The sequence below is a fragment of the Sulfurovum sp. genome, from assembly GCF_015493435.1.
Taxonomy (GTDB): Bacteria; Campylobacterota; Campylobacteria; order Campylobacterales; family Sulfurovaceae; genus Sulfurovum.
This window is the reverse complement of the sequence record NZ_WGDD01000054.1, coordinates 119,831-145,808: the sequence shown is the minus strand read 5'-3', so window position 1 is coordinate 145,808 and position 25,978 is coordinate 119,831. Positions and strand designations below refer to the sequence as shown.

At 45.3% G+C, this 25,978-nt stretch carries 23 protein-coding genes; 13 read left to right on the top strand and 10 right to left on the bottom strand.

What is annotated here, in order from left to right; translation table 11 throughout:
* Positions 1-98 precede the first annotated feature (98 nt).
* From F8L24_RS09980 to F8L24_RS09940, 9 genes are all read right to left on the bottom strand, one after another.
* Positions 99-3,449 carry a molybdopterin-dependent oxidoreductase gene (locus F8L24_RS09980; protein ID WP_294955218.1) on the bottom strand — a complete coding sequence of 1,117 codons (3,351 nt, stop codon included), beginning with the start codon at positions 3,447-3,449 and terminating at the stop codon, positions 99-101.
* Positions 3,450-3,460: 11 nt separating this feature from the next.
* Positions 3,461-4,408: an NrfD/PsrC family molybdoenzyme membrane anchor subunit gene (gene nrfD / locus F8L24_RS09975; protein ID WP_294955216.1), complete on the bottom strand. Its 948-nt coding sequence runs from the start codon at positions 4,406-4,408 to the stop codon at positions 3,461-3,463.
* Positions 4,408-5,151, bottom strand: coding sequence for a 4Fe-4S dicluster domain-containing protein (locus F8L24_RS09970; RefSeq protein WP_294955214.1), 744 nt, complete (start codon positions 5,149-5,151; stop codon positions 4,408-4,410). The genes nrfD and F8L24_RS09970 overlap by 1 nt, the downstream gene beginning before the upstream one ends.
* Positions 5,152-5,431: 280 nt before the next feature.
* Positions 5,432-6,988: a hypothetical protein gene (locus tag F8L24_RS09965; RefSeq protein WP_294955212.1), complete on the bottom strand. Its 1,557-nt coding sequence runs from the start codon at positions 6,986-6,988 to the stop codon at positions 5,432-5,434.
* Between the two features lie 114 nt (positions 6,989-7,102).
* A complete protein-coding gene (locus F8L24_RS09960; protein WP_294955210.1) occupies positions 7,103-8,122 on the bottom strand; it encodes a HAMP domain-containing sensor histidine kinase in 1,020 nt (339 codons plus the stop codon).
* 44 nt (positions 8,123-8,166) lie between these two features.
* The gene (locus F8L24_RS09955; protein ID WP_294955208.1) at positions 8,167-8,583 is read right to left on the bottom strand and encodes a thioredoxin family protein; all 417 of its coding nucleotides are present in this window, start codon (positions 8,581-8,583) and stop codon (positions 8,167-8,169) included.
* Positions 8,580-9,692, bottom strand: coding sequence for a succinyl-diaminopimelate desuccinylase (dapE, locus tag F8L24_RS09950; protein ID WP_294955206.1), 1,113 nt, complete (start codon positions 9,690-9,692; stop codon positions 8,580-8,582). Before dapE ends, F8L24_RS09955 begins: the two co-directional genes overlap by 4 nt.
* 40 nt (positions 9,693-9,732) lie before the next feature.
* Positions 9,733-10,077, bottom strand: coding sequence for a rhodanese-like domain-containing protein (locus tag F8L24_RS09945; RefSeq protein WP_294955204.1), 345 nt, complete (start codon positions 10,075-10,077; stop codon positions 9,733-9,735).
* 54 nt (positions 10,078-10,131) lie between these two features.
* Positions 10,132-10,476: a ferredoxin-thioredoxin reductase catalytic domain-containing protein gene (locus F8L24_RS09940; RefSeq protein WP_294955202.1), complete on the bottom strand. Its 345-nt coding sequence runs from the start codon at positions 10,474-10,476 to the stop codon at positions 10,132-10,134.
* A gap of 102 nt (positions 10,477-10,578) precedes the next feature.
* Between F8L24_RS09940 and gatC the strand changes: the two genes are divergently transcribed.
* From gatC to lysS, 6 genes are all read left to right on the top strand, one after another.
* A complete protein-coding gene (gene gatC, locus F8L24_RS09935) occupies positions 10,579-10,869 on the top strand; it encodes an Asp-tRNA(Asn)/Glu-tRNA(Gln) amidotransferase subunit GatC (RefSeq protein ID WP_294955200.1) in 291 nt (96 codons plus the stop codon).
* A 4-nt stretch (positions 10,870-10,873) separates the two neighbouring features.
* Complete coding sequence (locus tag F8L24_RS09930) at positions 10,874-11,218, top strand: arsenate reductase family protein (protein WP_294955198.1); 345 nt, start codon at positions 10,874-10,876, stop codon at positions 11,216-11,218.
* 9 nt (positions 11,219-11,227) lie between these two features.
* Positions 11,228-12,286: a type IV pilus twitching motility protein PilT gene (locus F8L24_RS09925; protein ID WP_294955196.1), complete on the top strand. Its 1,059-nt coding sequence runs from the start codon at positions 11,228-11,230 to the stop codon at positions 12,284-12,286.
* A gap of 66 nt (positions 12,287-12,352) precedes the next feature.
* On the top strand, positions 12,353-12,985 hold the full coding sequence (locus tag F8L24_RS09920) for a CvpA family protein (RefSeq protein WP_294955194.1): 633 nt from the start codon (positions 12,353-12,355) through the stop codon (positions 12,983-12,985).
* 11 nt (positions 12,986-12,996) lie between these two features.
* Positions 12,997-13,449: a transcriptional repressor gene (locus F8L24_RS09915; protein WP_294955192.1), complete on the top strand. Its 453-nt coding sequence runs from the start codon at positions 12,997-12,999 to the stop codon at positions 13,447-13,449.
* A gap of 107 nt (positions 13,450-13,556) precedes the next feature.
* On the top strand, positions 13,557-15,197 hold the full coding sequence (gene lysS, locus F8L24_RS09910) for a lysine--tRNA ligase (protein WP_294955190.1): 1,641 nt from the start codon (positions 13,557-13,559) through the stop codon (positions 15,195-15,197).
* A gap of 53 nt (positions 15,198-15,250) precedes the next feature.
* On the opposite strand, the gene mltB is transcribed toward lysS, so the two are convergent.
* Positions 15,251-16,270, bottom strand: a complete 1,020-nt coding sequence (gene mltB / locus F8L24_RS09905) for a lytic murein transglycosylase B (protein WP_294955188.1) — start codon at positions 16,268-16,270, stop codon at positions 15,251-15,253.
* Positions 16,271-16,417: 147 nt separating this feature from the next.
* On the opposite strand from mltB, the gene F8L24_RS09900 reads away from it, so the two are divergent.
* The 7 genes from F8L24_RS09900 (at position 16,418) to F8L24_RS09870 (ending at position 25,909) form a co-directional block, all read left to right on the top strand.
* Positions 16,418-17,668: a serine hydroxymethyltransferase gene (locus tag F8L24_RS09900; protein ID WP_294955186.1), complete on the top strand. Its 1,251-nt coding sequence runs from the start codon at positions 16,418-16,420 to the stop codon at positions 17,666-17,668.
* 148 nt (positions 17,669-17,816) lie between these two features.
* The gene (locus F8L24_RS09895; protein WP_294955184.1) at positions 17,817-18,317 is read left to right on the top strand and encodes a DUF1882 domain-containing protein; all 501 of its coding nucleotides are present in this window, start codon (positions 17,817-17,819) and stop codon (positions 18,315-18,317) included.
* Between the two features lie 2 nt (positions 18,318-18,319).
* On the top strand, positions 18,320-21,412 hold the full coding sequence (locus tag F8L24_RS09890; protein WP_294955183.1) for an efflux RND transporter permease subunit: 3,093 nt from the start codon (positions 18,320-18,322) through the stop codon (positions 21,410-21,412).
* Between the two features lie 173 nt (positions 21,413-21,585).
* Entirely contained in the window at positions 21,586-22,371 is a 786-nt protein-coding gene (locus tag F8L24_RS09885) for an SPOR domain-containing protein (RefSeq protein ID WP_294955180.1), read from the top strand.
* Between the two features lie 4 nt (positions 22,372-22,375).
* Entirely contained in the window at positions 22,376-23,782 is a 1,407-nt protein-coding gene (locus F8L24_RS09880) for an anthranilate synthase component I family protein (protein ID WP_294955178.1), read from the top strand.
* A 1-nt stretch (position 23,783) separates the two neighbouring features.
* Positions 23,784-24,581, top strand: a complete 798-nt coding sequence (locus F8L24_RS09875) for a shikimate dehydrogenase (protein ID WP_294955176.1) — start codon at positions 23,784-23,786, stop codon at positions 24,579-24,581.
* Positions 24,578-25,909, top strand: coding sequence for a multiheme c-type cytochrome (locus tag F8L24_RS09870; protein ID WP_294955173.1), 1,332 nt, complete (start codon positions 24,578-24,580; stop codon positions 25,907-25,909). The genes F8L24_RS09875 and F8L24_RS09870 overlap by 4 nt, the downstream gene beginning before the upstream one ends.
* Positions 25,910-25,978: the final 69 nt, after the last annotated feature.

The following is a 25,978-nucleotide window of genomic DNA, read 5'->3' as shown; positions in this document are numbered from 1 at the left end:
CAAAATAATTTTGACTTAAATAAAACATAAATTATTTGGAAAATCCTATACACAGGGGAAGGCGGGCAAACTGCCCGCCGATATGTATCATATACCTATCAGGTAATATCTACACTGTACGCTTTGAGTGTCAATGGCACAGCCGGTCTTTTAATGTGTACCGGTCTTCTCAGTTTGTCACCACGGGCCAGAGGACGTGTCAGTTTGTCCCTCCATGCCTGATACACTTTGAAGTTATTGTCATAATTGACCCAAATATCACCGATCTTGTCCGTTTTCGATGCAAGCTCAATGCTTACTTTCTGATGCCAGGCATGATTACCGCCGATTGGGTCCGGATGTGAAGGCGCCACAGCATTCTGCCATGCACCTGAAAGCCCGTCCCACCAGATATTGTCAAGGTCTTTATTGAACTCTTTGAACTGCCATGTATCTCTACGCAGCAACATACCTTCCTTGATACCTTCTTTAGGTTTCATGGTACCCACTTTGCCATCCATCGTCATATCGAAGAGCGGTGCACCGAGTCCAAGTACACCCAGCTTATGTCTAAAGCCAGGGATTTCTACCGCATTTTTGAGTTTCCATCTTCCGGCATGGTGTGAACAGTGAACGACACCATGCATAGAACCTTCTGTAGGCACAGCCATTGCGATGAAGTAGCCGGACTCGAGACCGGAAACCGTATCTGAAATAGTCACTTTGATAGCATCGCCTCTTTTGATACCGAGTTTTTTGGCATCTTCTGTATTGATCCAAACCGGGTTGTGGTTCTGAGAGATCTCCATCAAGTGTTTCGAGTTCGCAGAACGCGTATGAATGTTGTACGGCAGTCTGAATACCGTATTTAACGCAAATTCATTCTCTTTTTCCATAAAATCATGGTGTACCTGTGTAACAAGGTGTACCATTCTTTGGCGCTCTATCGCATTTCTTGGGTAGATCGGTATCGCGTATTCAGGCCATTTCCACTCTGCGAGCCACTTGGAATAGAATTCCAGTTTTCCGCTGAGTGTATGCCATCCCTGTACGATCTTTCCGTCAACCTCTACACCGATCGGCTTCATACCGCCGAAGACATGGTCCTCAACCAGCAGTGTACCATACTCGTCTTTTTCAATATCACTTTCATCATATTCATGACCGTGAGCGATATATTTGTCTCCTACTTTTTTGAGCGGTCTCTCCTGAGGTCTGTAGATATGATCTTCTTCAAGCCATGTTCCTCTGTCTCTCATAAACTCAAAGTTTGGATACTTCGAATGCGGATACGCTGCTTTTGCCGCTTTTCTAAGATTCGGCACTTTTTCAAAGGCAGCCTGATACCACTCAGGTATCGTTGTCGCTCTTGACGGATCTTCTTTGGATGCCCAGAATTTTTTGACACCGAGATCTCCGTCCGGATCAACATAGTGAACCATGATATTCATCCAGAATTCCATCTCTTCCCAAATCTCACCGAGACCGGCAGTCATATGCGCTTCCAGTGTTGCACGTGTCGGATCTTTCGGTTTCCATCCAAGTTTTTCAAGTGCAACCCTGAGTGCAGGGTTCTTAAATGCAATAATTTTTGCCGGTTTCGTCGGTTCTGAAGACTGGTCGTGTCTCTCACCCGCAAGACCTACCGGCAATACATAGTCACAGTACCAGTTTGTTTCTGACCACATAGGGGAAAGGTTGAATGTCAATTCGACTTTGTCTTCACGCTTCAGTGCTTCGATCCATCTGAATCCGTCCGGGTTGATCCAGACTGGGTTGTACATACGAGGGATCCATACTGCCAGTTTTTCAGGAATTTTTGTCAAACCTTTGGCTTTCCATTTTGCTCTCCACTCGTCGTCAAGAAGCAGGTGAGGCAAGATATGACTCATTTCAAATGTACTGAGCGGATATTCAGGCGGCCATGCAAGTTCGTTCCATACATCGACACGAGGAGGTCTTTCTCCTGCTACCGTTGCCGCATCACCTTTACCGTTGACAGAAACAACATGCCAGTGGTGCATACCTGTACCACCGATATTTCCTGCAAGCGCACCGCGAAGTGCCAGAGGGAAGAAACCTGCACGTGTATTCATCCAGCTTCCTCTGTGACCGATCGTACCGGCTCTCCAGAGGAAAGTAGATATCTGGTCTCCCGCATCGATGAACATTTCGAACAGTTCATCGAGCTTGTCTCCATATCCTTCCATTCTACACTCTTTGATCACGAATTCTTTCGTGTAGGGAGAATAGATCTCTTGAAGCATTTTAATAAAGCTTGCATAGCTTTCATCCTGAGGAACTTTTTTCATATATCCTTTGGAAACCATTAGTGCCAGCTGTTCTTTATCTGTCATCAGCTGATCCCAGTTGACCCAGTTTTTAAAGAAGGCATGGTTTACCAGCGGTTTTCCGTGCAGATCCGTTTCATTTAGAATTCTGTTCGCAAGGTGAAGATAGAGCGCTGCTTCTGTACCCGGCCATGTCGGAATCCAGAGATCCGCCATACCCGCAGAGTTGGAAAGTCTCGGATCCATAACGACCAGTTTTGCCCCTTTTCTTCTTGCATCGGCAATAAATCCTGCTGACTGCTGGAAGTAGTGTCCTGCATCCGCTGCGTGGGAAGACTGAAGGAAGACCAGTTTTGCATTTGCCCAGTCCGGAGAGTTCCTGTCATCATTCGCCCACTGGATCGTACCTTCACGGGCACCGGCAGAACAGATGTTCGTGTGGGAATCATATCCGTCACATCCAAGAGAATGCGGAATACGGTGGCCAAAACCGTTCTCGTTCGGACGGCCTACATGATACATGATAGATTTTCTGGAAATCTCATCTCCTGATTTAAGGGTATCATGCATTTTTTTACCGATGGTCGCCATTGCTTCGTCCCAGCTGGTTCTGATCCACTTTCCTTCACCTCTTTTGGAGCCTGGAGCTCTTTTTAGAGGGAAAGGAATTCTGTCCGGATCATACATTTGCGTTTCCGCAGCATATCCCTTGGCACAGTTTCTACCGCGGGACCCTGCATGCAGCGGGTTCCCCATGTATTTTCTGACAAAAAGATCTTTCGGGTTCTTTGTTCTTTTATATTCACCGATCTCGACCCATGCAGTCAATCCGCACTGTGCTTCACAGTTGGAGCATACTGTTGGAACCAGCATATATTCATTGACTTTGATCCCGTTGGGATTGTCTGCACTTCTAACGCCGTTTCTTTCTGTACCGCCTCTTTTCCAGTCATCTCCGTCAAGTTCTTTAAAACTGTCCCACTGTTCCAGCGGCGGATAGAATGAAAGTGTTTTGGGTGTAGCCGAGAATGTTTTATCCTCTGCTGCTGCCGGTGTTTCAATGATCGTTTCAAAAACACCCGCTGCCAGTGTTGCTCCTGCAACAGAATAAGCGGTTCCCTTAAGGAAGCTTCTTCTACTTTCTATAAAATTATTATCATTTTTCATTGATTTTGTCATACATATCCTCCTTAACTCAAGTTTAGCATTTGTGGGATCTTAAGCCAGACATCTTTTGCAAGATACAGCCCGATCAATGCCAGTATTGCTGCAAATCTCAGCAGCGTTCTATTGTCTTCTTTCATGTTTCTCACAGCAAGGAAGAACGGAATGATGAATCCAAGTACCATTGCGAACCAGAATTCTGCATTGTATTCACCGCCTGAATGGACATACGCCAGTGTCGCTTCCGCTTCAGCAGACTTGAATGAGAAGAAATATTCACCCATATACATCAGGAAGGAAAAGAGTGTCGCAATCGCCAATACCAGTGCAAGGTCTTTTCTGCTTTCTTTGCTCCAGGAACCGGAAATCATGATCAGTCCGGCAGAACCTGCCAGCAGTGCCGCCCAGATCATTTGCATCACTTCCGCAGGTGTCTGCCACAATTCTCTCGCTGCAGCTTCAGCCATAATGATCGCGGTATAAAGCGTTACCGGAAAAGCAAGAAATACAACGAAAGGAAAGATCTTTTCGTAAAAACTGCTGTTTTCTCTTGCCACTTTTGCCAATTTCCAATTTTTTCCGGTATACGGATGTGCATCAAAATAGCCGATCACCAACATCACTGTGACCAGTGCTGTGAACAGCGATGCCATCCATGCGCCTACAGTAATTGCAGAAGTCCAGTGCGGATGCAGGAAAATGTTGACCATTCTGTACGGATGATGGAGATCTGTCAATGTAAACAGCAGGAAAATATTCAAAAAGATAAACGAAATCAGCGGCATTTGCCATCTGAGGTTCGGCATCTCTTCTTTTTTATGTCTGTAAAGAAGGAACGCTCCTACAATAATGACACCTGTTCCGATACTTTTTGCCCACATATTCAATGTGATCATCCAGCCCCAGATAATACCCGGAAGCGGAACGTCCAATGTTACAACAGCCTGTGTTGCATGAATACCATGTTCTACCATTAGTGACCTCCTTCATATGCTTTATTGTCAAAGTCGACAAAACTTCTGTTATCGAGCTTTTCTTCCGTTTCGAACGGTTCCAGGAACCTGTCTATTACGCTCTCATGCGGATTACCTATATGCTTCAGATGCGTAACATTATTAAAGAGACTGTATCCTTCGATCCTCTGCTGTGCAAGCGGGTTGAGTGTCTGATTGCCTCCGCCGACATAGAAGTGTTTCGGTATCGTATTCTTTTCAGGTTTACGTACCTGAACTGCACCCTGATGCTCCATGATATAACGTGAAATGTGACTCTCGTCATCATCGATATCACCAAAAATATTTGCCTGTACCGGGCAGATCACCACACAGGCAGGCATCATGCCGCTCTCTACACGGTGTGCACAGTACGTACATTTATCCGCCGTATTTGTCTCCGGATCCATGTAGATTGCTCCGTAAGGACACGCCATCATACAACCGGCACAGCCGATACATCTGCTGCTGTCCACGTTCACAATACCGTTTTCAAGATAGTGCAGAGCAGACACCGGACAGATACGTTCACACGGTGCAGATTCACAATGGTTACAGCGCAGCGGCGTAAATGATCTCGATGCTTCGGGGAATGTCCCGATATCAATATATTTTACACGCAGACGCCAAGAGCCTAGCGGTACTTCGTTTTCCACTTTACAAGCTACTTCACAACCTTTACACCCCATACACAGGTTAAGGTCAACTAAGAAACCTAGTTTCATACTTCCTCCTTGAATTTTTTGCTGAACTTATAATAGTTATAAGTACCCGTTAAACCTTGGTTTTACGGGTATTTCGCATGAATTAAGTCTATAAAAGATTGCATTAAAAACGCTTTATAATCTCCAAGAAAGAGATGCATTTTGCTTCTATGTATCAAAAGCGGTACTTTTCATCAATTGTTATGACAGCATCCATAAGTAATAGTGTACTTTGTTTTATTTTGATTGCAAAATCGGAAAAAACAGGTATTCTGTTTTATTACAGTAACTGTTTCTATGGCTAAAAGAGGTAATTGAATTCCAAACGGAATTCATCATATGACCAATCTGGCTTAAATTTCCCAGGCTTCGTGACACTTGGTGTATTGGCATCAGCAACTACGTGTCCGTAACGCATTCTCATCTGAAGGTCTTTTGTAATATTTGTCCATGTATCTATATTAACAATACTGGCGTCTGCCGGGACCGGTTTTGTATCATCATAGTCTTCCACCGCATAACGGATACTGGCTTTCCATGTAGAATTGAACTTGTATACACCTCTGATCATCATTGTTTCTGTATTCGAGAACCAGTTATATTGTGCCATGGCTCTGGTAAATCCGCCTGTAGGGAACCCTCTCCATGGAGCAACGATATCTGCCTCATCCGCTACCTTCGAGTACCCCACTCTGAAGAAACCTTTTTTATCCGGCATCAAAACATCTATTCTGCCGTTAAAGAGATTTGAATCCAATGAACCATTTACACTTGAATCATACCCTATAAGCTTTGCACCCAGAGCATTTGAGTTGCCGGCTACCTCTCCACCGCCATCATCGAACTGCATAAAATACCGAATACCCGGTCGTACTGCCCATCCTGTATCAGAAACAGGCACTTTATAGTGTGCTTCTAGAACGGCATCTTTCAGTACACCAGGGATCTGAAGGTAACTTGCGATGCACTTCAGATTCTTGATATAAGTCGACTTGAAATCAGCAACATACATATTATGGTTAGGATTCTTACCTGCTGAAACAAAGTTGTCATACGTCAGCCCCTTGTGTCCTCCGGAATCGTCATTGTTGTTCCATTTTCCGTATTGGCTGCCCGAACCATCCTTGAATGTGATCACATCATGGTGCTTTTCATGGTCTCTGAGTTTTTGCCAGCCAAACCATGCTACTCTGACTGCTGTTTTCGGCGCAATCTTCAAAGTACACGAAATACCGTCAAAGGTATTGGGGATCATTTTTGTATCGTTTGATTTGGTAAAGACAGACTCAAAAAGCTGGCGTCCGGCCTTCACATCTACTGTACCGTTATGATATTCCAGAAATCCCTGCCCCGGAGTATACAACCCGAAACCGCCGCCGGTTGCGACTTTGTAACGGCTGAATGTATCTTTACCCGCTTTGGCAAAACCGACTTCATCAGCATCCGGTCTGAAAAAATACGGATTCATCGAAGCATAATATCCCAAGGTAAAACCAAAGTGGCTCAAGATGGCAGATTTGTAGATCAAACTACCGCCGATACCCAATTCCTTGGGTGCTTTGTTAGGATAGAGAGGGTCAGTCCAGTGCCAGTAAAAACTGTTTAGCCTGATCCTTCCGTAGAACACACCTTTGGAGAACATATCATATATATTGTCCACGCTTGGCGGGAGTACATTGTAGTGCAGTGTCATATTCCCGTTCAGGGTTCTTTTCGGTTTTGAAACTGCTGCAGTTTTGAGCGTTACAGGCATTGCTCTTTTTTCTATATATCCCATCTGTCCGTCAGCCACGGCATTGCTGCCTATCAAAAATAAAACTGTCGTTAACAGACTTAACGGTATTTTTTTTACTTGCACTGTTCTTCCTTCTGCTGGCATCTTCGCATCATTCAGAATTTTCCTGATAGTTCCATAGTATATTTTTTTTGCATTCTTTCGATATCAATATTTGAACATATTCCTGTCAGAACACTATAGTTGAAAAGAGAAGGTAGAGCCTTCATCCAGTTTGCTTTCTATTTCAAGTGTACTGCCGTGCAGTGTCAACACTGTTTTGACAATGGAGAGTCCCAGGCCCATAGAGTTGTCCCAGTTATGTGTGCCTGAACGGTAGAATTTCTTGGTCACTTTCCCCAAATCTTTTTCACTGATCCCTGAACCTTTGTCAATAACAGAGATACGGTCTTTGTCTATTTTCAGCGTCACTGTATCTTTGGAATATTTCAAGGCATTCTCGATCAGGTTCTTCAATACCAGTTCGATCAGGGTACGGTCCGCTTCCACGGTCCGCTCTTCGCCGATGATCTCTATCTCTCTGTTCTTATAGGATTCCTGCAGTACCGCTTTGACCTCGTTGGCAAGAGAAAGCAGATTGAAGGTACTTTTATGCAGTGTCGCTTCACCGCTTTCGAATTTGTTCCAGAGAATAAGCCTTGAGAGGAGGTCTTCTATCTTCTGTCCGTTATTATAAACCTTTCCGAGGAACTTCACCTGCAGCGCTTTGGGGATATCAGGGTCTTCCAGCAGCGTCTGCGAATATCCCATAATGGATGCGATGGGGTTGCGGAATTCATGGGCGATGGCAGAGAGCATATCGGCACGCTGACGGTTCTTGAGTTTGAGTTTGGCATTGTAGCGCTGCTTGATATCTTCACGTTTCTTGGCACTTTTGAGCACACGGATCAGGTTTTCGTTGATCTCTTCGAACTCATGGGTGAAAAAGCGTGTCTCATAATCAATATGTTCTATCTCGTCAAGGTTCCTGAGGTATTTATTGATCACTTCAAGTTCATTCTGCATGCGTTTTGCACCGCGGTAAATGGAAAATATGAAAAGTGCAAAGGCTATACCGAGCAGCGTCATGGCCAGTATGATATCATCCTGGTCATTCATCACCATAACGATCAGGACAGCAAAGAGTACAAAAACAAAAACACCCAGTGTGACAAGTCTTGCCATAACATATTCTGTAAACTTCGGTTTGGTGAACACGCTTTATCTCTCCTTCGGATCTCTCATCAAATATACAAACGGTTTTACTGTTTTTTCAAGGGCACTTTTTTCTCTACGGTATCTATAAAACTGATAAAATCCGCCGTATCGTAATACCCTACCACGGATTCAATCACTTTTTTGTCAGCGCTCATAAAAAGAATGGTGGGAACACCGTCTATCTTCGGCAGTGTGTTGACCGCCTTTGTATTCTCTTCCATCACTTTGACAGTAATGTAGGGAGCAAGCCTTTTTTCGACATTCTCGTCGCTCAGTGTGCGGTATTTCATCTTTTTGCACCATCGGCAGTGTTCACCTTCAACAAAAACCATCACTGTCTTATGCTCCTGGCGGGCTTTTTCAAATGCAGCAGGAAGGTCTTTTTGCCATACCATCTCACCAAAGAGCGCCGTTCCTGCCAGCAGCACTGCCGCAGCCACTATTTTCTTCATTCCTGTCATGCTTCAGTCCTCTGTGTAAAATGTGCCACCGTATCTTTAAAAACAGTATAGAGTTTTTCCACCTCTTCGATGGAAGTCCGCTCGTTGGGCGCATGTATCGTGTCGTTAATAACACCGAATTCAACAACATCAATACCGAACGCCCCCATAAAGCGCGCATCACTGGTACCGCCTGCTGTTGAGAGCTTTGTTTCCACACCCGTCACTTTTTTAATGCTTCTTGAAAGATGCTTTACGATCTTTGAATCCCGTTTCGTCACAAACGGATAAGATCCCTGTGTCAATTTGAGATCGTAGTCGATCCCTTTTAGTATGTTGGCAATATACAGTGTAATATCTTTTTGTGCAGTTTTCGTGGAATTGCGTACATTGAACATGATCTGCAGTGAACCGGGTGTCACATTCGTTACCTGCATCCCTCCGCGAATATCGGTGATCACCATCTGGCTTGGCGCAAAATCACTGCATCCTGCATCGAGATGGACACCGGCAAGTTCATGGAAAAGATGTGCGATCCTGTGGACCGGATTGACCGCCTTTTCAGGATAGGCCGCATGCCCCTGTTTGCCATGAATCGTAAGATAGCCGTTGATAGAACCTCTTCGTCCTATTTTGATCGCATCTCCGAAAACATGTTCGCATGTCGGTTCGGCCACGATACAGTAGTCCGGCAGCAGCCCGGTTTCTTTGAGATGTTCAAGCATGATCACCGTACCGAATTCAGCTTCGCCTTCTTCGTCGGAAGTCAGCAGAACAGAGAGTCTGCCGCTGAATGTTTCTGTCTCTTTAAGCGCTTGAAGAAATGCGGCCACACCGCTTTTCATATCTTGTGCGCCACGGGCATAAATATTTCCCTCTTTAATGACCGGTACGAAGGGGTTGGTCTCCCAGCCGTCTCCCGGAGGTACAACATCAACATGTCCTGCAAAACAAAGATGGGGACCATCCCCGAATTTTTTGGTTAAAAAAAGGTTTTTAACCCCTCCTTCGTTGACATGCACCGCTTCAAATCCGTCCAGATACTGCTCTATAAAAGAGAGGGAGCCTGCATCATCGGGCGTAATGGATTCAAAACTCAACAATTTCATCAGAAGATCAACAACATTCATTTTATCTCTTTTTTAATGGTGCACAGAAAGGTTCTGTCGTTTAGCGTTCGATCTCTCCGCGGTACGTTACAATACCGCCGGCATGGTTGATTGCACGATCAAAACCGTTACTCTTGAATACATGCTGTACCTGGGCACTTCTGCTTCCCGTTCTACAGGTAAAGATAACTGTTTTGCCGTTATGCTCATTCAAAAAAGATTCTGCCCACTGCTGAAATGTCGATGTCGGCTTAAGCAGATCGACCCCTTTGACGTGTCCCATATCATATTCCATATCTTCGCGTACATCTACAAGGAGAAAATCAGCTTCTCCTTTTTCCCTTGCTTCAAGCAGTGCTTCAAGATCCTCAGAATTAATATTGTCTCTGGCTAAGAGTTCATGCATTACATACCCCTTTCATATAAAAAATAGAGGTGTATTGTACCGAAGTTGCATTAATTAACTGTTCTCTTTGGCATACTCCGGCGTACAGAAAATACCGCAGTGGCATTTTCCTTCATTGGGAACTTCATCATTAATGGCAGGAGGACAGGGGCAAACACGGTCATCCGAACTTTTGAATTTTCCCGGTTTGCTTTCATCGGGTTCTACCATAAAACAGGGACAGAAGCGTTTGCCGTAGAGCATTTTGTGTCTTGCCAGACCAAGCTGTACGCCTTCATTGACATCTTCCATCGGATGGTACACCCAGCCGAACTGCTTGCATACTTTGTCTGTAAATTTTTTGGTTTTTTCCAGTTCTGCCAAAAACTCCGGTGAACTCATGTCTAATTGCTGCATCATATTTTTATCCTTGGTGCTATAGTTTGTTATTGTAGTTATATCTTAAACCAAATTAATATATAATAAGAATATTACTATATTATACATACAAAAAGGCAAACTGTGCAGATAGACAACACTGTTTTGGAAAAACTGGAAAAACTCTCTCATCTTCATATTGATGATTCGAAAAAAGAGGAAGTCATGGGCCAGCTTAGCGAAATCCTCGGATACATCGACAACCTGAACGAACTCGATACCGATGCCCTGGATGCGGCATTCTCGACACTCAAAGGCGGTACACCGCTCAGAGAAGACATACCCAGGACAGAAGACAGCATTGCAAAAGAGATCCTTTCCCGTGCACCTGAGAGTCAGGATGACTTTTTCATAGTACCTGCGATTATTGAATAAGCCTATGCTCAACGTTTACGGCATCAAGAACTGTGACAGTGTCAGAAAAGCATTAAAATTCCTTAAAGCCCACGAGATAGCCTATGAATTCATCGACTTTCGGGAAACCCCTGTCACACAGGAGATCATTGACAACTGGCTTGAAAAATGCGACATCAATACCCTTTTCAATACCAGAGGTATGACTTACAGAACATTGAAACTCAAAGAAAAAAACCTTTCAGACAATGAAAAACGCCACTGGCTGGCTAAAGAGAACATGCTGATCAAAAGACCGGTTATTACCTTTGAAAAGAATATAATAATTGGATATAATGAGTCACAGTATCAAAATTTACTACTGAAATAAAGGATCTTTATGGCTGACTTCGATATCAAAAAACTGTTACAAAGTGTTGTGAAACACGGAGCATCCGACCTTCACCTGGTCAGTAATGCAGAGCCGCAGATAAGACTGGACGGCGCACTCAAGCCCGTAAACCTGCCCAAACTCACCGGAGAAGATATCGAAGAGATGTGCTACTCCATGATCACAGAAAAACAAAAACAGCATTTTGAAGAAAATGATGAACTTGATTTTGCACTGTTTCTGCCCGGCATCGGACGTTTCAGGGCGAACTACTACCGTACACTGGGAGATGTTGCGGCAGCTTTCAGGGTTATTCCCATCGATATACCCTCTCTTGATGATCTCGGGGCACCGACCATTTACAAAAAACTGATCAAGCGGGAAAAAGGCTTGATCCTTGTTACCGGGCCGACAGGTTCAGGTAAATCAACCACTCTGGCAGCTATGCTTAATGAGATCAACCTGACGGAACAAAAACACATTGTTACGGTGGAAGATCCCGTGGAATTCATTCATACCAATAAAAAATGTGTTTTCTCCCACAGAGGTGTCGGTGAAGACACCAAAAGCTTTGCCACCGCACTCAAGTATGCCATGCGTCAGGATCCCGATATTATCCTTATCGGGGAAATGAGGGATAAAGAAACGATCGAAGCGGCATTGACCGCAGCAGAAACAGGCCACCTGGTATTCGGTACACTCCATACTTCTTCCGCACCGGGTACCATCAACCGTATTATCGATGTATTTACCGGAGATGAGCAGCCGCAGATCAGAGCGATGATCTCCACATCCCTGGTTGCCGTGGTCGCACAGGCCCTTCTCCCGAAACTGGGCGGCGGCAGGGTTGCAGCCTCTGAAATACTTGTCACCAACCATGCGATCTCCAACCTGATCCGTGAAGACAAAGTACACCAGATCTATTCACAGATGCAGCTCGGACAGGAAGGTACAGGTATGCAGACGCAGACACAGGCCCTTCTTAAATTTATCAGGGATGGCAAGATCAGCCGTGAAACGGCACTTCAGTTTGCCAACAAGCCTGAAGAGATGACAAAAGCACTGTAAAATGCAGAAAACACAGCTTGACTGGATACAATACGGAAATTTTAGCAAAGGGGCAGTAATAGCGTAATGGCAAATTTTACGATGGTTGATTTTAACTACTTTGATATCACCATAGGTGCGATCGTACTTATTTTGGGTATCAAAGGCTTCATGAACGGATTTATCAAAGAGATCTTCGGTCTGGCAGGGCTGGTGGCCGGTGTCTACTTCGGCTCCCGCTTTGCAGATACCGCAGCCGCTTTCATTAACGACAACTTTTTGCAAATGCAGAATCCTACACTGCTCAAGCTCTTTGGTTTTCTTGCCGTGCTTATTATTGTATGGCTCGGAGCAACGCTGCTGGGGTCCATTCTTTCCAAGCTTACCAGTGTCAGCGGACTGAGTTTTATCGACCGGCTGTTTGGTTTTATTGCGGGGGGAGGAAAATACTTCATCATTTTCGCACTGATCGTAACGGCCCTTTCCAATGTGACACTGGTCAAAGAAAATCTCGGAAAATATGTCAAACATTCCGTACTGTATCCCTATCTGATCAAAACCGGTTCCGCAATTATCCATCTTGACCCTGCTGCACTCGGACTCGGGGAACAGTCCAAAGCCGACATACTGAAAAAAGCTGCCGGGCTGAAGCCGCCCCAAAAACATACAGAGCATAACAAAACGGCAGAAGGAAACATTTCTTCCGCCACGGCAGAATAAAGGATACCGCTATGATTACCTATCCGCTTCTTTTGGACAAATTCAAAACACTGCTTAAAAACAATTCGCTGAAATTCACCAAGCAAAGAGAGCTTGTTCTAAAATTCCTTTATGAAAATGACGGGCATTTCACACCGGAAGACATTTATATTCTGATCAAAAAAGAATATCCGGATGTCACGATCGGCATTGCTACTGTCTACAGGACACTGACCCTGCTTGAAAACGAAGGGATCGCCAGTTCCATTTCTTTTGGTGCACAGGGAAAGAAATACGAACTGGGACTGAAAAAACACCATGACCACCTCATCTGTACTTCGTGCGGAAAAATTATCGAGTTTTTTGATGAAATGATCGAAACCCAGCAAGAAGAGATCGCTGAAAAATTCCATTTCAAAATGACTGACCATACGATGAAGATCATCGGTCTGTGCGAGACATGCCAGAAGAACGAAAACCCGTAAAAAACATACTGAACTTGTTTCAGGATCTGCAAGATCCCACAGACGACTGTAAAAATGACGATCTTGAACCAAGTCCAGAATGACGAACAGAAAGAACAGGAGAAAGCTTGATATTTGAAAATCAATATATTCAGGAACGAATCAAAAAAACGGAAAAGCTAAGAGAAGAGGGGATCAACCCTTATCCCAGCCAAATAGAAAAAGGGGTGTCCTCTGCGCAGTTTCTGCAAGAATGTGCCTACATTAAAGAGCAGGATGCCCAGGAGAAGAAAGACGAGAGCAAACGATACACCCTTACAGGAAGACTCAAGTTCATCCGCATCATGGGAAAAGCTTCTTTTGCCAAGATCGAAGATTCCGAAGGATTGGTACAAATCTATTATACCCGTGATGACCTCCCTGAAGGGTATTACAACAATGTGGTCAAAAAACTTTTTGAAGTCGGTGACATCATTGAAGTGACAGGCTATCCTTTTGTGACGCAGACAGGCGAACTGACGCTGCACTGTACCGATATGAAAATGGTCAGCAAAGCGATCTTTCCGCTTCCCGAAAAGTTCCACGGCCTGACAGACCAGGAGATACGCTACCGCCAGCGCTACCTTGATATGATCATGAATCCGGAAGTCAAACAAACCTTCATAATGCGTTCCAAAATCGTTTCGCTGATCCGAAGATTCTTTGAAGACCACGGTTTCCTCGAAGTCGAAACACCCATGATGCACCCTATTCCCGGCGGTGCCAATGCCAAACCGTTCACGACACACCACAATGCGCTTGGCGTAGACCGTTACCTGCGTATCGCTCCTGAACTTTACCTCAAACGTCTGACGGTAGGCGGTATGGAAGCTGTTTTTGAGATTAACCGGAATTTCAGGAACGAAGGAATGGACCAGACCCATAACCCCGAGTTCACCTCCATTGAATTCTACTGGGCCTATCATACATATTATGACCTCATGAAACTGACGGAAGATCTTTTCGACTATATTTTTGAAAAGCTCGCTATGCCAAAAGAAGTACAATACGGAGAGATGAAAATTGACTTTGGTACACCGTTTGCCAAAGTACCGTTCGTTGAAGCCCTGACCACGATCGGAGGTGTGCCTGAAGAAGCGGCCACAGACAGACAAAAGGCGATCAGCTACCTTGGGGAACATGGGGTAGAGGTCAACCCGAACCTGACACTCGGCTATCTTCAGGCAGAACTTTTTGATGAATTCGTTGAAGCCAAACTCATCAACCCAACCTTTATCACGGACTATCCTATCGATATTTCTCCGCTTTCAAGAAGAAGTGACGAAAATCCTGATATTGCGGAACGTTTTGAGCTTTTTATGGCAGGCAAAGAGATCGCCAACGGTTTTAACGAACTGAACAATCCGATCGACCAGTTCGAGCGTTTCAAGGCGCAGGTAGAAGCAAAAGAAGCAACCGGTGATGATGAGACCATGCACATGGATCTTGACTTTGTCAGGGCACTCGGACACGGCATGACACCCACCGCAGGAGAAGGCATAGGCATCGACCGTTTGGTCATGATGCTGACAAACAACCATTCCATTCGTGATGTCATCCTCTTCCCTGCCATGAAACCCGAAGCCAAACTTGAAGAGAGCCAACCGGGAAATACCTGTAAAAAATGCGGTAACACCAACGAAGAGGAACTTAAACCTGCCAAAAAAGGCAAAGGCTTCTTCTGTATCGACGCAGCAGCCTGCAACAAGAGAGCGCAGGAGAAGAAATAGCCTGTGCTACGCGCATCCAGGGTATTTTCTGCGGGCATGGCGCACTCTGAAGCTTATCTTAAATAGCTGCCGTACTTCTTTTTATATCCTTTTTTGATCTGCTCTGCCAACTGATAGATCGCCATTGCATAATAATTGCTGTGATTGTAGCGTGTAATAACATAAAAATTATGTGTGCCGTACCAGAGTTCGTCAAAACCGTAGCGTTTCAGTCTGATCAAATGTACCTTGCCCTGGTAGTCAAAATGCCATTTGGGAGAAATATGTTTCAGTGATGCACGGCTGTATGTGTAGCGATATCCTGTTTTCCGTCCGGTGAAGCGTTTGCCCGGATAGGAAACACGTACTGCTACAGGCTGCCCTCTGCGCCAGCCGTGACGCTTGAAGTAGTAGGCGATACTGCCTATGGCATCATCCGGACTGTTCATTCTTTTTTTGCCGTCATGGTTGAAGTCTACAACAAAATGCCTGTAGTTGCTCGGCATGAACTGTCCCAGCCCGATCGCTCCGGAAAAAGAGCCTTTGATATGCCGGGGATCCACTTTCTCCCGCCGTGCCATCAGCAGAAATTCTTTGAGCTCTGTACGGTAAAACTTCTGTCTTCTGTTCTTTTCGAATGCCAAAGTCGTCAGAGTATCAAGGACAGGATATCTGCCTGTATTGACACCATAGTGGCTTTCTATGCCGATGATCGCTGTAATGTATTCCGGCTGTACTCCGTATTTTCGGTATGCTCTGAGAAGTATTTTCTGGTGTTTATGCATATAGGCCACGCCTTTCTGTACTTTCGAAGCTTTAAGAAAAACTTCTTCATAGCGGTCCCAGGAGCCCTGTTTCTTTCTTCTTTTCGGCGGCTTCCATTTTGCTCTGTATGCCGGTACATAAATGGCAAGCGCCCTCTTTTGAAAAGTAATGCGGGAAAAGAGCCTGTTCAGATCATTTCTGTTGAAATGATAGTGTGTGACCATACGGTCAATGAAGATACGCACCTCACGTTTTTGGGTGTAGTCTTTCGCCCAGCCTGATATTGACAGAAGCAGTACAAGCAGCAATATCAGTACGGGACGTTTCATTTCTGCTCCTGAAATTTTTTCTGAAGTTATCATAACAGTAAAGTATCAATCAACTGTAAATGAAAGAAATACTCTTTTTTGATTTCATAACCCTTTTAGAGTAATTTTGTTATAAATACATTTAAATTTATTCCCCAAAGGAACTGTATGTCATACGCTATTGAAACTTTTGACCCGGAGATCTTCCAGGCTATCGAAAATGAAAGAGAGAGGCAGACCAACCACCTTGAGATGATCGCTTCCGAGAACTTCACGATCCCGTCGGTTATGGAAGCAATGGGTTCAGTCTTTACCAACAAATACGCCGAAGGCTACCCTTACAAAAGATACTATGGCGGATGTGAATATGCCGATGTGGTAGAACAGCTTGCCATAGACAGGGCCTGTGAGCTTTTTGACTGTAACTATGCCAATGTTCAGCCCCATTCCGGAAGCCAGGCGAATGGTGCAGTCTATGCGGCACTCATCAAAGCGGGTGATAAAATTCTGGGGATGGACTTAAGCCACGGCGGACACCTTACCCACGGAAGCAAACCGAGTTTTTCGGGTAAAAACTACCACAGTTTTACCTACGGCGTAGAGCTTGACGGCCGTATCAACTATGACAGAGTCATGGACATTGCAAAGATCGTTCAGCCCAAGATCATTGTCTGCGGTGCCTCCGCCTATGCCAGAGAGATCGATTTCAAAAAGTTCAGAGAGATCGCTGATGAAGTCGGGGCCATCCTCTTTGCCGACATTGCACATATTGCCGGCCTTGTCTGCGCCGGTGAACATCCAAGTCCGTTCCCGTATGCCGATGTGGTCACAACAACGACACACAAAACGCTTGCAGGGCCAAGAGGCGGTATGATCATGACCAATGACGAAGGGATTGCCAAGAAGATCAACTCAGCGATATTCCCGGGTCTTCAGGGCGGACCTCTTGTCCACGTGGTCGCTGCCAAAGCAGTAGGCTTCAAGCACAACCTCTCCCCTGAATGGAAAGTATATGCAAAACAAGTCAAGACCAATGCCGCAAAACTGGCAGAAGTTCTTGTTGCGAGAGGATACGATGTCGTATCGGGCGGAACGGACAATCACCTTGTTCTCGTCTCATTCCTCAACAAAGAGTTCAGCGGAAAAGATGCCGATGCGGCACTGGGGGCAGCCGGTATCACCGTCAACAAAAATACCGTTCCCGGAGAGACAAGATCTCCCTTCGTGACTTCAGGTATCCGTATCGGTTCTCCTGCACTGACAAGCCGCGGAATGAAAGAACTGGAATTTGAAATCATTGCGAACAGGATCGCAGATGTTCTCGACAACATCAATGACAGCGAACTGCATGCAAAAATCAAGGAAGAGATGAAAGAACTGGCTTCCAATTTTGTCATCTATGACAAACCAATTTACTAACAAAGGACGTTTTTTGAACAAAGTCCCCAAAAACCACACGGATGCCATGTCGACCTGCGACTCGATATTGAGTACCTCGCCTGCACTGCAGTTTCCTTGCCTGTCAGCAGTCGGCTCATACAGTTTGCTGCATTAAAGAGATGCATCTTTGAAAGTTTTTGACTTAGAACTTCATGACAGCCACTACTACATCAAACGCAATACGATCGTCGAAAAGATCCATTTCGACCATCGTACCTTCTATGCCAAGTTTGAACGTATAGAAGAACCTCTCACCCCCCTTCTGCTCAACCAGCATCTCAACAGACAGTATACCGCTGCCGCACCGCTGCTCAAAGAGGGACGCACCAGCTATCTTGTACTGGAATACAGAGGAGAAGAATACCTGCGCTTCTACCACTTGGTCAGACAGCTCTTCAGAACACTGCATATCGAAGCGTATCAAGTCTACCAGGGGAAACATAAAGAAACTGTTCAAGTCTTTATAGAAGTCAAGCCGCTGAGCCTCGAGGAAGCTGACGAAGCCCTGCAGAAGATTTCCGATGCCCTCAAAGAGAAACTCGGCAAAAAATGGAAGACTCTCCCCTCTGCCTCCCTGCCGGAAGCGTACAATATCATTACTTTGCCTTACAAGAAATTTGAAGTATAGCCATGTTTGAGAAACTTTTACGCTTCTTCGTCGAGAACAGCCGCCTCAACTATTTTCTTTTTATACTCATTTTTCTGACAGGAGCGGTACTCTACACCAAAACGCCCAAGGAGATCTTCCCCTCTTTTGAGCTGGATATGGTATCGGTCAACGGACATTATGCCGGAGCCTCCATAGATATGCTCAACAAAATGGCAGTCAAAAAGATAGAGCAGGAGATCAAAAATATCGACGGCATCGACAAGATGGCGACGATTATTTCTGCGGGCAAATTCAACATTGTCCTCGAACTTGAAAAACGTGTAGACAAATACAACACGGCCGAGAAGGTCAAGAATGCCATCGCTTTGACCAAACAGTATCTGCCTGGCGATATGGATACGCCTGTAGTCAATGTACTGGAAGTCAAGCGTGACCTGATGCGTGTGGCGATCTCTTCGAAAAAAGCGAGCCACGGAGCATTGATCGCCGCAGCAGACGACTTGAAAGACAGGGTAAGCAGTCTGAATAATATTTCGGAAGTAACCATTTACGGTGATTCCGACAAATATTACGACATCCATCTCGATACAGACAAAATACGCGCCTACGGGCTGGATGAAAGAGCTGTTGTAGCGGCTTTAAGCGGTCTTTCATACATTTTTCCGGTAGGGATGATAGAAGAGAACGGGGCCAAACACTTTTATCTCTCTACCTACAACGGCCCCAAAGATGCCAAAAAGATGCTGCAGAGCCAGCTGAAAATCGCAGGCAAAACACTCTACCTTAAAGATATCGCAACAGTCTCCAAGCGCTATGAAGACACGGCGACCCTCTTTTCCATCGATGCCGCAGATGCTGTCGACGTAAGCATCAAACAGAGCAATGAAGGCAATGCCCTGAAACTTGCCGAACAGATCAAAAAAATTGTTGCGACCCTCAACAAAAACAGCAAAGAGATCCGCTACACGATACACAATGACCGTTCGGAAAAGATCAAAGACCGTCTCAACATCGTTATTTCCAACATTCTTCTCGGGCTGATACTCATTGCACTGATTGTAGCACTGCTGATCAATAAACGTATGTCTATCGTGATTACACTCGGTATCCCTACTTCATTTGTGATGGGGATCATTTATTTCTATCTCGCGGGATATACGATCAATATGATCTCGCTTGTAGGAGTACTGATCGCTTTGGGGATCATTGTCGATGATGCCATTGTAGTGAGTGAAAACATCCAGCAGCACATAGAAGAAGGCATTGCCCCCAAAGAGGCTGCGGTACAGGGTGCCAAGGAAATGTTCAAGCCCGTCACCATTGCTTCTCTGACCACACTATTTGCCTTCATTCCGGCACTGATGATGAGCGGCAATATGGGAGAAGTCATCAAGCTTATTCCCATTGCAGTATCCGTGCTTGTCGTTGCTTCTCTCATAGAATCTTTCCTCTTTCTCCCCATTCATGCCGCACATTTGCTCAACAAAGATGAAAAGACCACTTCCTGGAAACCGGTGAACCGTATTTACAGCAGGGTGATCCACCTGCTGATGCACTACCGGAAAACATTTTTGACACTTTTTCTGATACTCGTACCGCTGCTGACCGTTCTCGGGGTCAAAGAGAGCCGGTTCCAAATGTTTCCCAAATTTGATGCAAGTACCATACGCGTCACCCTCAAAGCAAATGTCAATTCAACGACAGAACAGACCATGGCTTACCTCAAAGCTATTGAGAAAGACCTGTATGCCCACAGAAAAGCATTCTATATCAAGCATGTAGGCTCTGTAGCCGGATGGAGAAGGGACAGTGCGGGCAACTCGGAAACCTACCCGTACGTAGGGAATATCGACATTGAACTGCAAAAACTCAAAGCACAAAATTTTGTGGACCGCTATATTACCCCTGCACTGAGTTTCTATTATGACAGCAAAGGGCGCACCAGAGAGGAAAAATCTTCCGTTATCTCAGAAAAACTCAGAGCTTTTTTGAAGAAACAGAAGTATAAAGAGCGTTTTGGTCTCAGTGACCTTGCCATTGTTGAGCGAAAAGTCGGACCTATCAAATCAGACCTCAAAATAGGACTGATCTCCGATGACAGCCAAAAGATCATGCAGTATACACAGGCGATCGAAAAGAAGCTTGGTCAAATGAAAGGGATCGTCTCTGTCAATGATTCGATGCATTACGGCGTCGATGAGATCAAACTGAAAGTCAATGCCTACGGAGAGTCGCTGGGTCTTAACGAAAAAAAACTGGGAACCCTGCTTTCAGACTTTTATCTTGAAAAACGTATCGGTTTTGCTTTTGACAGCAGCGATCTGCTTGAGCTCAAAGTACGCAGCAGCCAAAAAGACTCTCTCAAAGCACTCAAGTCGTTTCTCATAAGACTGGATGACGGCTCTTCCGTCGTACTGGAAGATGTTGCTGACTTCCATACGATACGTTCGTTTGAAAAGATCATCAAAGACAACGGAGAGACCAATTTTTACATTTATGCCAATGTCAACAGCAAAGTACTCACTGCCACGGAAGCGATCGCGGCAATAGACCCTCTTTTGAAACAGGCCAAAAAAGAGGGGATCAAAATTGTCTTCAAGGGAGAAGAGGAAAAGAAAAAAGAGCTCAGACATGACATGCTGCTTGCCTCTTCCATGGCAATGCTGCTGATCATGCTCTCCCTGCTCTATCTTTTCAATTCGTTCAGGGAAACATTCATGATGATGTCCGTGATCCCCTTCTCTTTTCTTGGTGTACTGCTGGGACATTTTATCATGGGACTGAATCTTTCCATGCCTTCCATCATCGGTATGCTGGGGCTCTCCGGCGTAGTCATCAATGACGGGATCATCATGCTGATGAATCTCAAAAAAGCTAGGAATCTTGAAGAAATATACTATTATGCCGCCAAGCGCTTCAGACCTATCATACTGACATCCGTCACCACACTTATCGGCCTGGCTTCTCTGGTGTTTTTCCCTGTAGGACAGGCGGCAATCTTTCAGCCTATGGCCATAGCACTGGGTTTCGGACTGGCATGGGGAACCGTACTCAACCTGCTTTATCTGCCGGTACTTTATACCATTATGAACCAGAAAAAACTGGGTTTGTAAAACAGCCTTTGACACAACCGGAACAAAAACAGCACTCTTTCCTCTTTCTGATACATTAGACCCTCCCGGGAGAGGGGTTTTGCTTCATCCATAACAATCTAAAATAAATAAACTTTTCTATACATTCTATAGGGTATAATTATTCCAAAATCGTATCCGGAGACCTTCCCAAAATGAATGACCATAATTTAGATGATCTGATCATCGACAATATTGAACCGAAAAACAACAAGGCAAAAAGTTTTTTAACGATCATCGCACTTATTATTGTTGTTCTGATCGTTGCGATCGTCTTTACAAAAACCGTATTGAACGAGCCGAAAAATACAGAAATCGCACTGGAAGAAAACATGACCGACCTGATCAGTCCGGAACTGACCCTTCAGAGCAAAGCCGAAGCAAAAACTTCCCAAGAAACTCCCAAAGATGAGACAAAACTCTCTTCCATGATCGAAGAGAAACTCACCGCCCCGAAAAAGACAGAAGAGATCAAAAAAGAAACTGTCGAAATCAACGAAGAGAAATCTGCTCCCGGAAAAGAGCATATTGCTTCCGTACCGGAAGTACCTAAACCTGTCTCGGCCAAACCTGCTAAAAAAGAAGTATCTGCTCCTGTTAAGGTACCTACAGTACCAAAAGAGACAAGCAAGCCTGCCCATGCCGACAAGATCGTCGTACCCAAGCAGGTATACCGTGAATCGCCTGCACCTGCTGCCGCAAAAAAAACGGCAGCGGCAGAGCACTATTACATTCAGGTTGGTTCTTTCTCCCAGACACCGAGTACACGCTTTCTCAATACTATCAAAAAACACGGTTTCCACTATAAGATCACCGCACCTACGTCAAACGGAACCAAAAAACTGCTCATCGGGCCTTACCCCAGCAGAGTGGATGCCGACAATGCATTAGTCCGTGTCAAAGACCGCATCAACAAAGGTGCGTTCATCGTAAAGAAGTAAGTCCATGTTAAAAACTGTTCTTTTCGACCAACTCACTCCGGTTGCCCTTTACGGCAAGATCAAAACACTTTTCCCTGACGAGATCACAATGCTTTTTGAAAGTGTTGTCAACACCAGTGACGGGAATTTCTCTTTCATTGCCATCGGTGCACAGGAACGTTTGAAATACAAGGACAAAACGACATACTATACCGATGCTTCAGGCAAAGAAAAAGTTCTCGATGAAGATCCGTTCACATTTATGAAGTCCTATTATCAGGCAATAGACCAGGAAAAATACAAAGAACTGTCTCTTGAAGCCGGTTTTTCTTTTGTAGACGGTTTCATCGGCTTCATTGCCTATGACATGGTCAAAGTCTTTGAACCGGTACTCTGTGAAAGTATGGATACCCTGCTCGATCCGCTGGATACCCCCGATCTCGATCTTATACGTCCCCGGATCATCATTGCCTACTCGCACAAAAGTGCCAAACTCACGCTCATCCTTAATGATGAAAAGATGAAAGAAGGGTTTAATGCGATTGAGGCAATGCTGCATGAAACATTCACCCCCATGGGACTCAAAGCAGTCGAACTCGAAGGGGAAGGCAGCTTCAGCATTGATGAAGAGCGGTTTAAAGCACTTGTCGTAGAATCCAAAGAGAGTATCCGTTCCGGAGACGTCTTCCAAATACTGCTTGCCAACCGGTATACACAAAAAGGCAAGATAGACCCGCTCAGTTTTTACCGGGTACTGCGTTCAAAAAACCCTTCACCCTACCTCTTCCTGCTCGACTATGAAACATTCTCCATCTGCGGTTCCAGTCCTGAAGTAATGGTACGGCTGACTGACGGAGAAATACTTTTGCGTCCTATCGCCGGTACACGAAAACGCGGAAAAACACATGCACGCGACAAAGAACTTGAACTTGAAATGCTGAACGATCCCAAAGAATGTGCCGAACATCTCATGCTCATAGATCTCGGCCGTAACGATGTGGGACGTGTCGCAAAAACCGGAACGGTAGCAGTAACCGACATGATGCGCGTGGAGAAATACTCTCATGTCATGCATATGGTTTCGGATGTAGAAGCGATCATTAGGGATGACAAAGATATGTTCGATCTCTTTGCCGCAACCTTCACCGCAGGAACCATGACCGGTGCACCAAAGATCAAGGCCATGGAACTCATCGCCAATTTTGAAGGACTTAAGCGCGGATTCTACTCCGGCTCCGTAGGCTACTTCTCTTTCAACGGAAACATGGATTCCGCCATTGCCATCAGAACCTCACTCATAAAACCCGATTCTATCACCCTTCAGGCAGGTGCAGGCATTGTGGCAGACTCTGTTCCCGAACTGGAATACCTCGAAGTAAAGAACAAACTGGGTGCCCTGCTGGCCACCCTCAAAGAGATGGAAAATCTATAAAATGGGCACAGATCTCTTTGCTATTTTCGGCAACCCCGTTTCACATTCCAAATCTCCGCTTATGCACAACCTTGCCTTTAAAGGTCTGGGATATGACGGATGCTACAACCGCTACAGACTTGAAGACGGCAGCAAGCTCAAAGAAACCTTTTTCGCTTTGAAACTCAAAGGCATCAATATTACCGTACCGCACAAAGAGCATGCCTATGCTGCCTGCGACGAACTTGACCCTTTTGCAAAAAAAGTCGGCGCGGTCAATACCATCATTGAGAAAGAAAGAAAACTCTACGGCTACAATACCGATGCTCCCGGCTTTCTTAAAACCATCTCCGAATTCGGCGATGTAAAAACAGTCCTCTTTCTCGGTGCAGGCGGTACGGCCCAGTCCACTTCTGCCATATTGCGGGATGAAGGCTATGATGTCACTATACTGAACCGAAGTGCCGGCCGGCTGGAAAAATTTGCCCAAAACGGCTTTACGACAGCCACGTTCGAGACATTCATTCCTGAAACCTATGATCTTGTTATCAATATGACTTCAGCAGGACTGGAAGATGACGACCTACCTGCCCCAGAGGCACTGCTCAATACCGTCATCCCTCCGGCACAAGCCTGTGTCGATGTTATTTACGGCAAAAAGACACCTTTTTTGAAACTGGCACAATCCCACGGAAAACCAACCAAGGACGGCAGCGACATGCTGCTTTATCAGGGGATTATCGCATTTGAACATTTCACGGAGCACCGATATACATTCGATGCCATCAAATCCTATATGCAAAAGGCATTTATATTATGAAAAAATTACTTTTCTGGCTCTTTTTTATTCTGCTCGTTGTTGCGGCATTCATTTACGGAAATATGCCCAAGATCGCCCCGTATTACAAGCAGCTGACCAAACCGCGTGTCGGACTCAACCTCGACCTTCAGCCCAAAGAGCAGAAAGAAGCCCACTTTGTCGGCTCAGGCAAATGCAAAGAGTGCCATAAAGAGCACTATCATGACTGGAAAGCTTCCATGCACTCCAAAATGATACAGGTCATCGCCAAAGATCCCAAAGCGGTCGTAGCCGATTTTTCCAGACTTCCCGAAGATGCAGACTTTACACTCAAAGAAGCGGTCTATACCATTGGAGGCAAGTTCAAACAGCGCTATATGATCCCTGCAACGATCAACGGCAAGTCAGATTTCAGACTGGGGAATTACCAGTGGAACAGCCAAACCAAAAAATGGCAGCATTTTAAACCCTACAAATACTGGTACCATGACTCCTACCCGCATGACAATAAACAGTTCCCGACCTCAACCACATGTGACGGATGCCATTTTACCGGATTTATGGCTACGGGTAAACGGGTGGAACCGGCCATCGCCTGCGAAAACTGTCACGGTCCGGGAAGCAAACATGCCGAAGACCCGAACTCCCCTGTCTTCAAAGCAAGCCTTGTCGACCCCATCAGAACCAATGAAGTATGTTTCCAGTGCCATATGAGAAACCGTGACAAACGCATCGAAACAGAACACGCGACAGCCAAAGAATTATGGATGACGGCTACAGACTATCCCAAAGGATATGCACCGGGGAAACCGCTGATCAGTTACAAACTTCCTGCCCCTTTCGCGCCGGGAAAAGAGACCAAAGAATTCTGGGCCAACGGTGCAGCAAAGAAAAACCGTACCCAGGGGAATGAATATATTCATGACCGTATGTATCAGCACGGGATCACTTGTATCAACTGCCACGATCCGCACAAACTGACCAATACAGCACAGAAACCCCAGGGAAATGCTGCCTGTATGAAGTGCCACTCGTTCGGTTCGATCATCGGGCCGCATCAGGATACGCTGGAACAGCATACCCATCACAAAGCCGGCAGCAAAGGGTCGCTCTGCATCGAATGCCATATGCCGAAAACCGGCAGACATACGGGGAAATCGCCGTTAACGGTACGTTCGCACCGTTTCAGCTTTACCTACCCGGCACAGACGAAAGCCTACGGTATGCCGCCGGAAACCAATGCCTGTTTTGCCTGCCATAAAGACAAAACACTCGACCAGCTTCAGGATGATCTGAAAAAATGGGGAAATCTTGAATGGGAAAAGCTTGAGTCACCTCATATCAGGTGATTTGATTTCAATTAACCTTTCAAGGTTATAATAAAATAAATATACGTCAAGTACAGCAAAAAGGTTTAG

Bases quoted from the DNA above. Each gene is read 5' to 3' on its own strand.
- F8L24_RS09880 (WP_294955178.1), top strand. From the start codon at position 22,376: ATGTTAAAAACTGTTCTTTTCGACCAACTCACTCCGGTTGCCCTTTAC.
- F8L24_RS09955 (WP_294955208.1), bottom strand. From the start codon at position 8,583: ATGACAGGAATGAAGAAAATAGTGGCTGCGGCAGTGCTGCTGGCAGGA.
- F8L24_RS09900 (WP_294955186.1), top strand. From the start codon at position 16,418: ATGTCATACGCTATTGAAACTTTTGACCCGGAGATCTTCCAGGCTATC.
- F8L24_RS09925 (WP_294955196.1), top strand. From the start codon at position 11,228: ATGGCTGACTTCGATATCAAAAAACTGTTACAAAGTGTTGTGAAACAC.
- F8L24_RS09970 (WP_294955214.1), bottom strand. From the start codon at position 5,151: ATGAAACTAGGTTTCTTAGTTGACCTTAACCTGTGTATGGGGTGTAAA.
- F8L24_RS09930 (WP_294955198.1), top strand. From the start codon at position 10,874: ATGCTCAACGTTTACGGCATCAAGAACTGTGACAGTGTCAGAAAAGCA.
- F8L24_RS09945 (WP_294955204.1), bottom strand. From the start codon at position 10,077: ATGCATGAACTCTTAGCCAGAGACAATATTAATTCTGAGGATCTTGAA.
- F8L24_RS09915 (WP_294955192.1), top strand. From the start codon at position 12,997: ATGATTACCTATCCGCTTCTTTTGGACAAATTCAAAACACTGCTTAAA.
- nrfD (WP_294955216.1), bottom strand. From the start codon at position 4,408: ATGGTAGAACATGGTATTCATGCAACACAGGCTGTTGTAACATTGGAC.
- F8L24_RS09980 (WP_294955218.1), bottom strand. From the start codon at position 3,449: ATGACAAAATCAATGAAAAATGATAATAATTTTATAGAAAGTAGAAGA.
- F8L24_RS09940 (WP_294955202.1), bottom strand. From the start codon at position 10,476: ATGATGCAGCAATTAGACATGAGTTCACCGGAGTTTTTGGCAGAACTG.
- dapE (WP_294955206.1), bottom strand. From the start codon at position 9,692: ATGAATGTTGTTGATCTTCTGATGAAATTGTTGAGTTTTGAATCCATT.
- F8L24_RS09920 (WP_294955194.1), top strand. From the start codon at position 12,353: ATGGCAAATTTTACGATGGTTGATTTTAACTACTTTGATATCACCATA.
- F8L24_RS09885 (WP_294955180.1), top strand. From the start codon at position 21,586: ATGAATGACCATAATTTAGATGATCTGATCATCGACAATATTGAACCG.
- F8L24_RS09870 (WP_294955173.1), top strand. From the start codon at position 24,578: ATGAAAAAATTACTTTTCTGGCTCTTTTTTATTCTGCTCGTTGTTGCG.
- F8L24_RS09875 (WP_294955176.1), top strand. From the start codon at position 23,784: ATGGGCACAGATCTCTTTGCTATTTTCGGCAACCCCGTTTCACATTCC.
- F8L24_RS09890 (WP_294955183.1), top strand. From the start codon at position 18,320: ATGTTTGAGAAACTTTTACGCTTCTTCGTCGAGAACAGCCGCCTCAAC.
- mltB (WP_294955188.1), bottom strand. From the start codon at position 16,270: ATGAAACGTCCCGTACTGATATTGCTGCTTGTACTGCTTCTGTCAATA.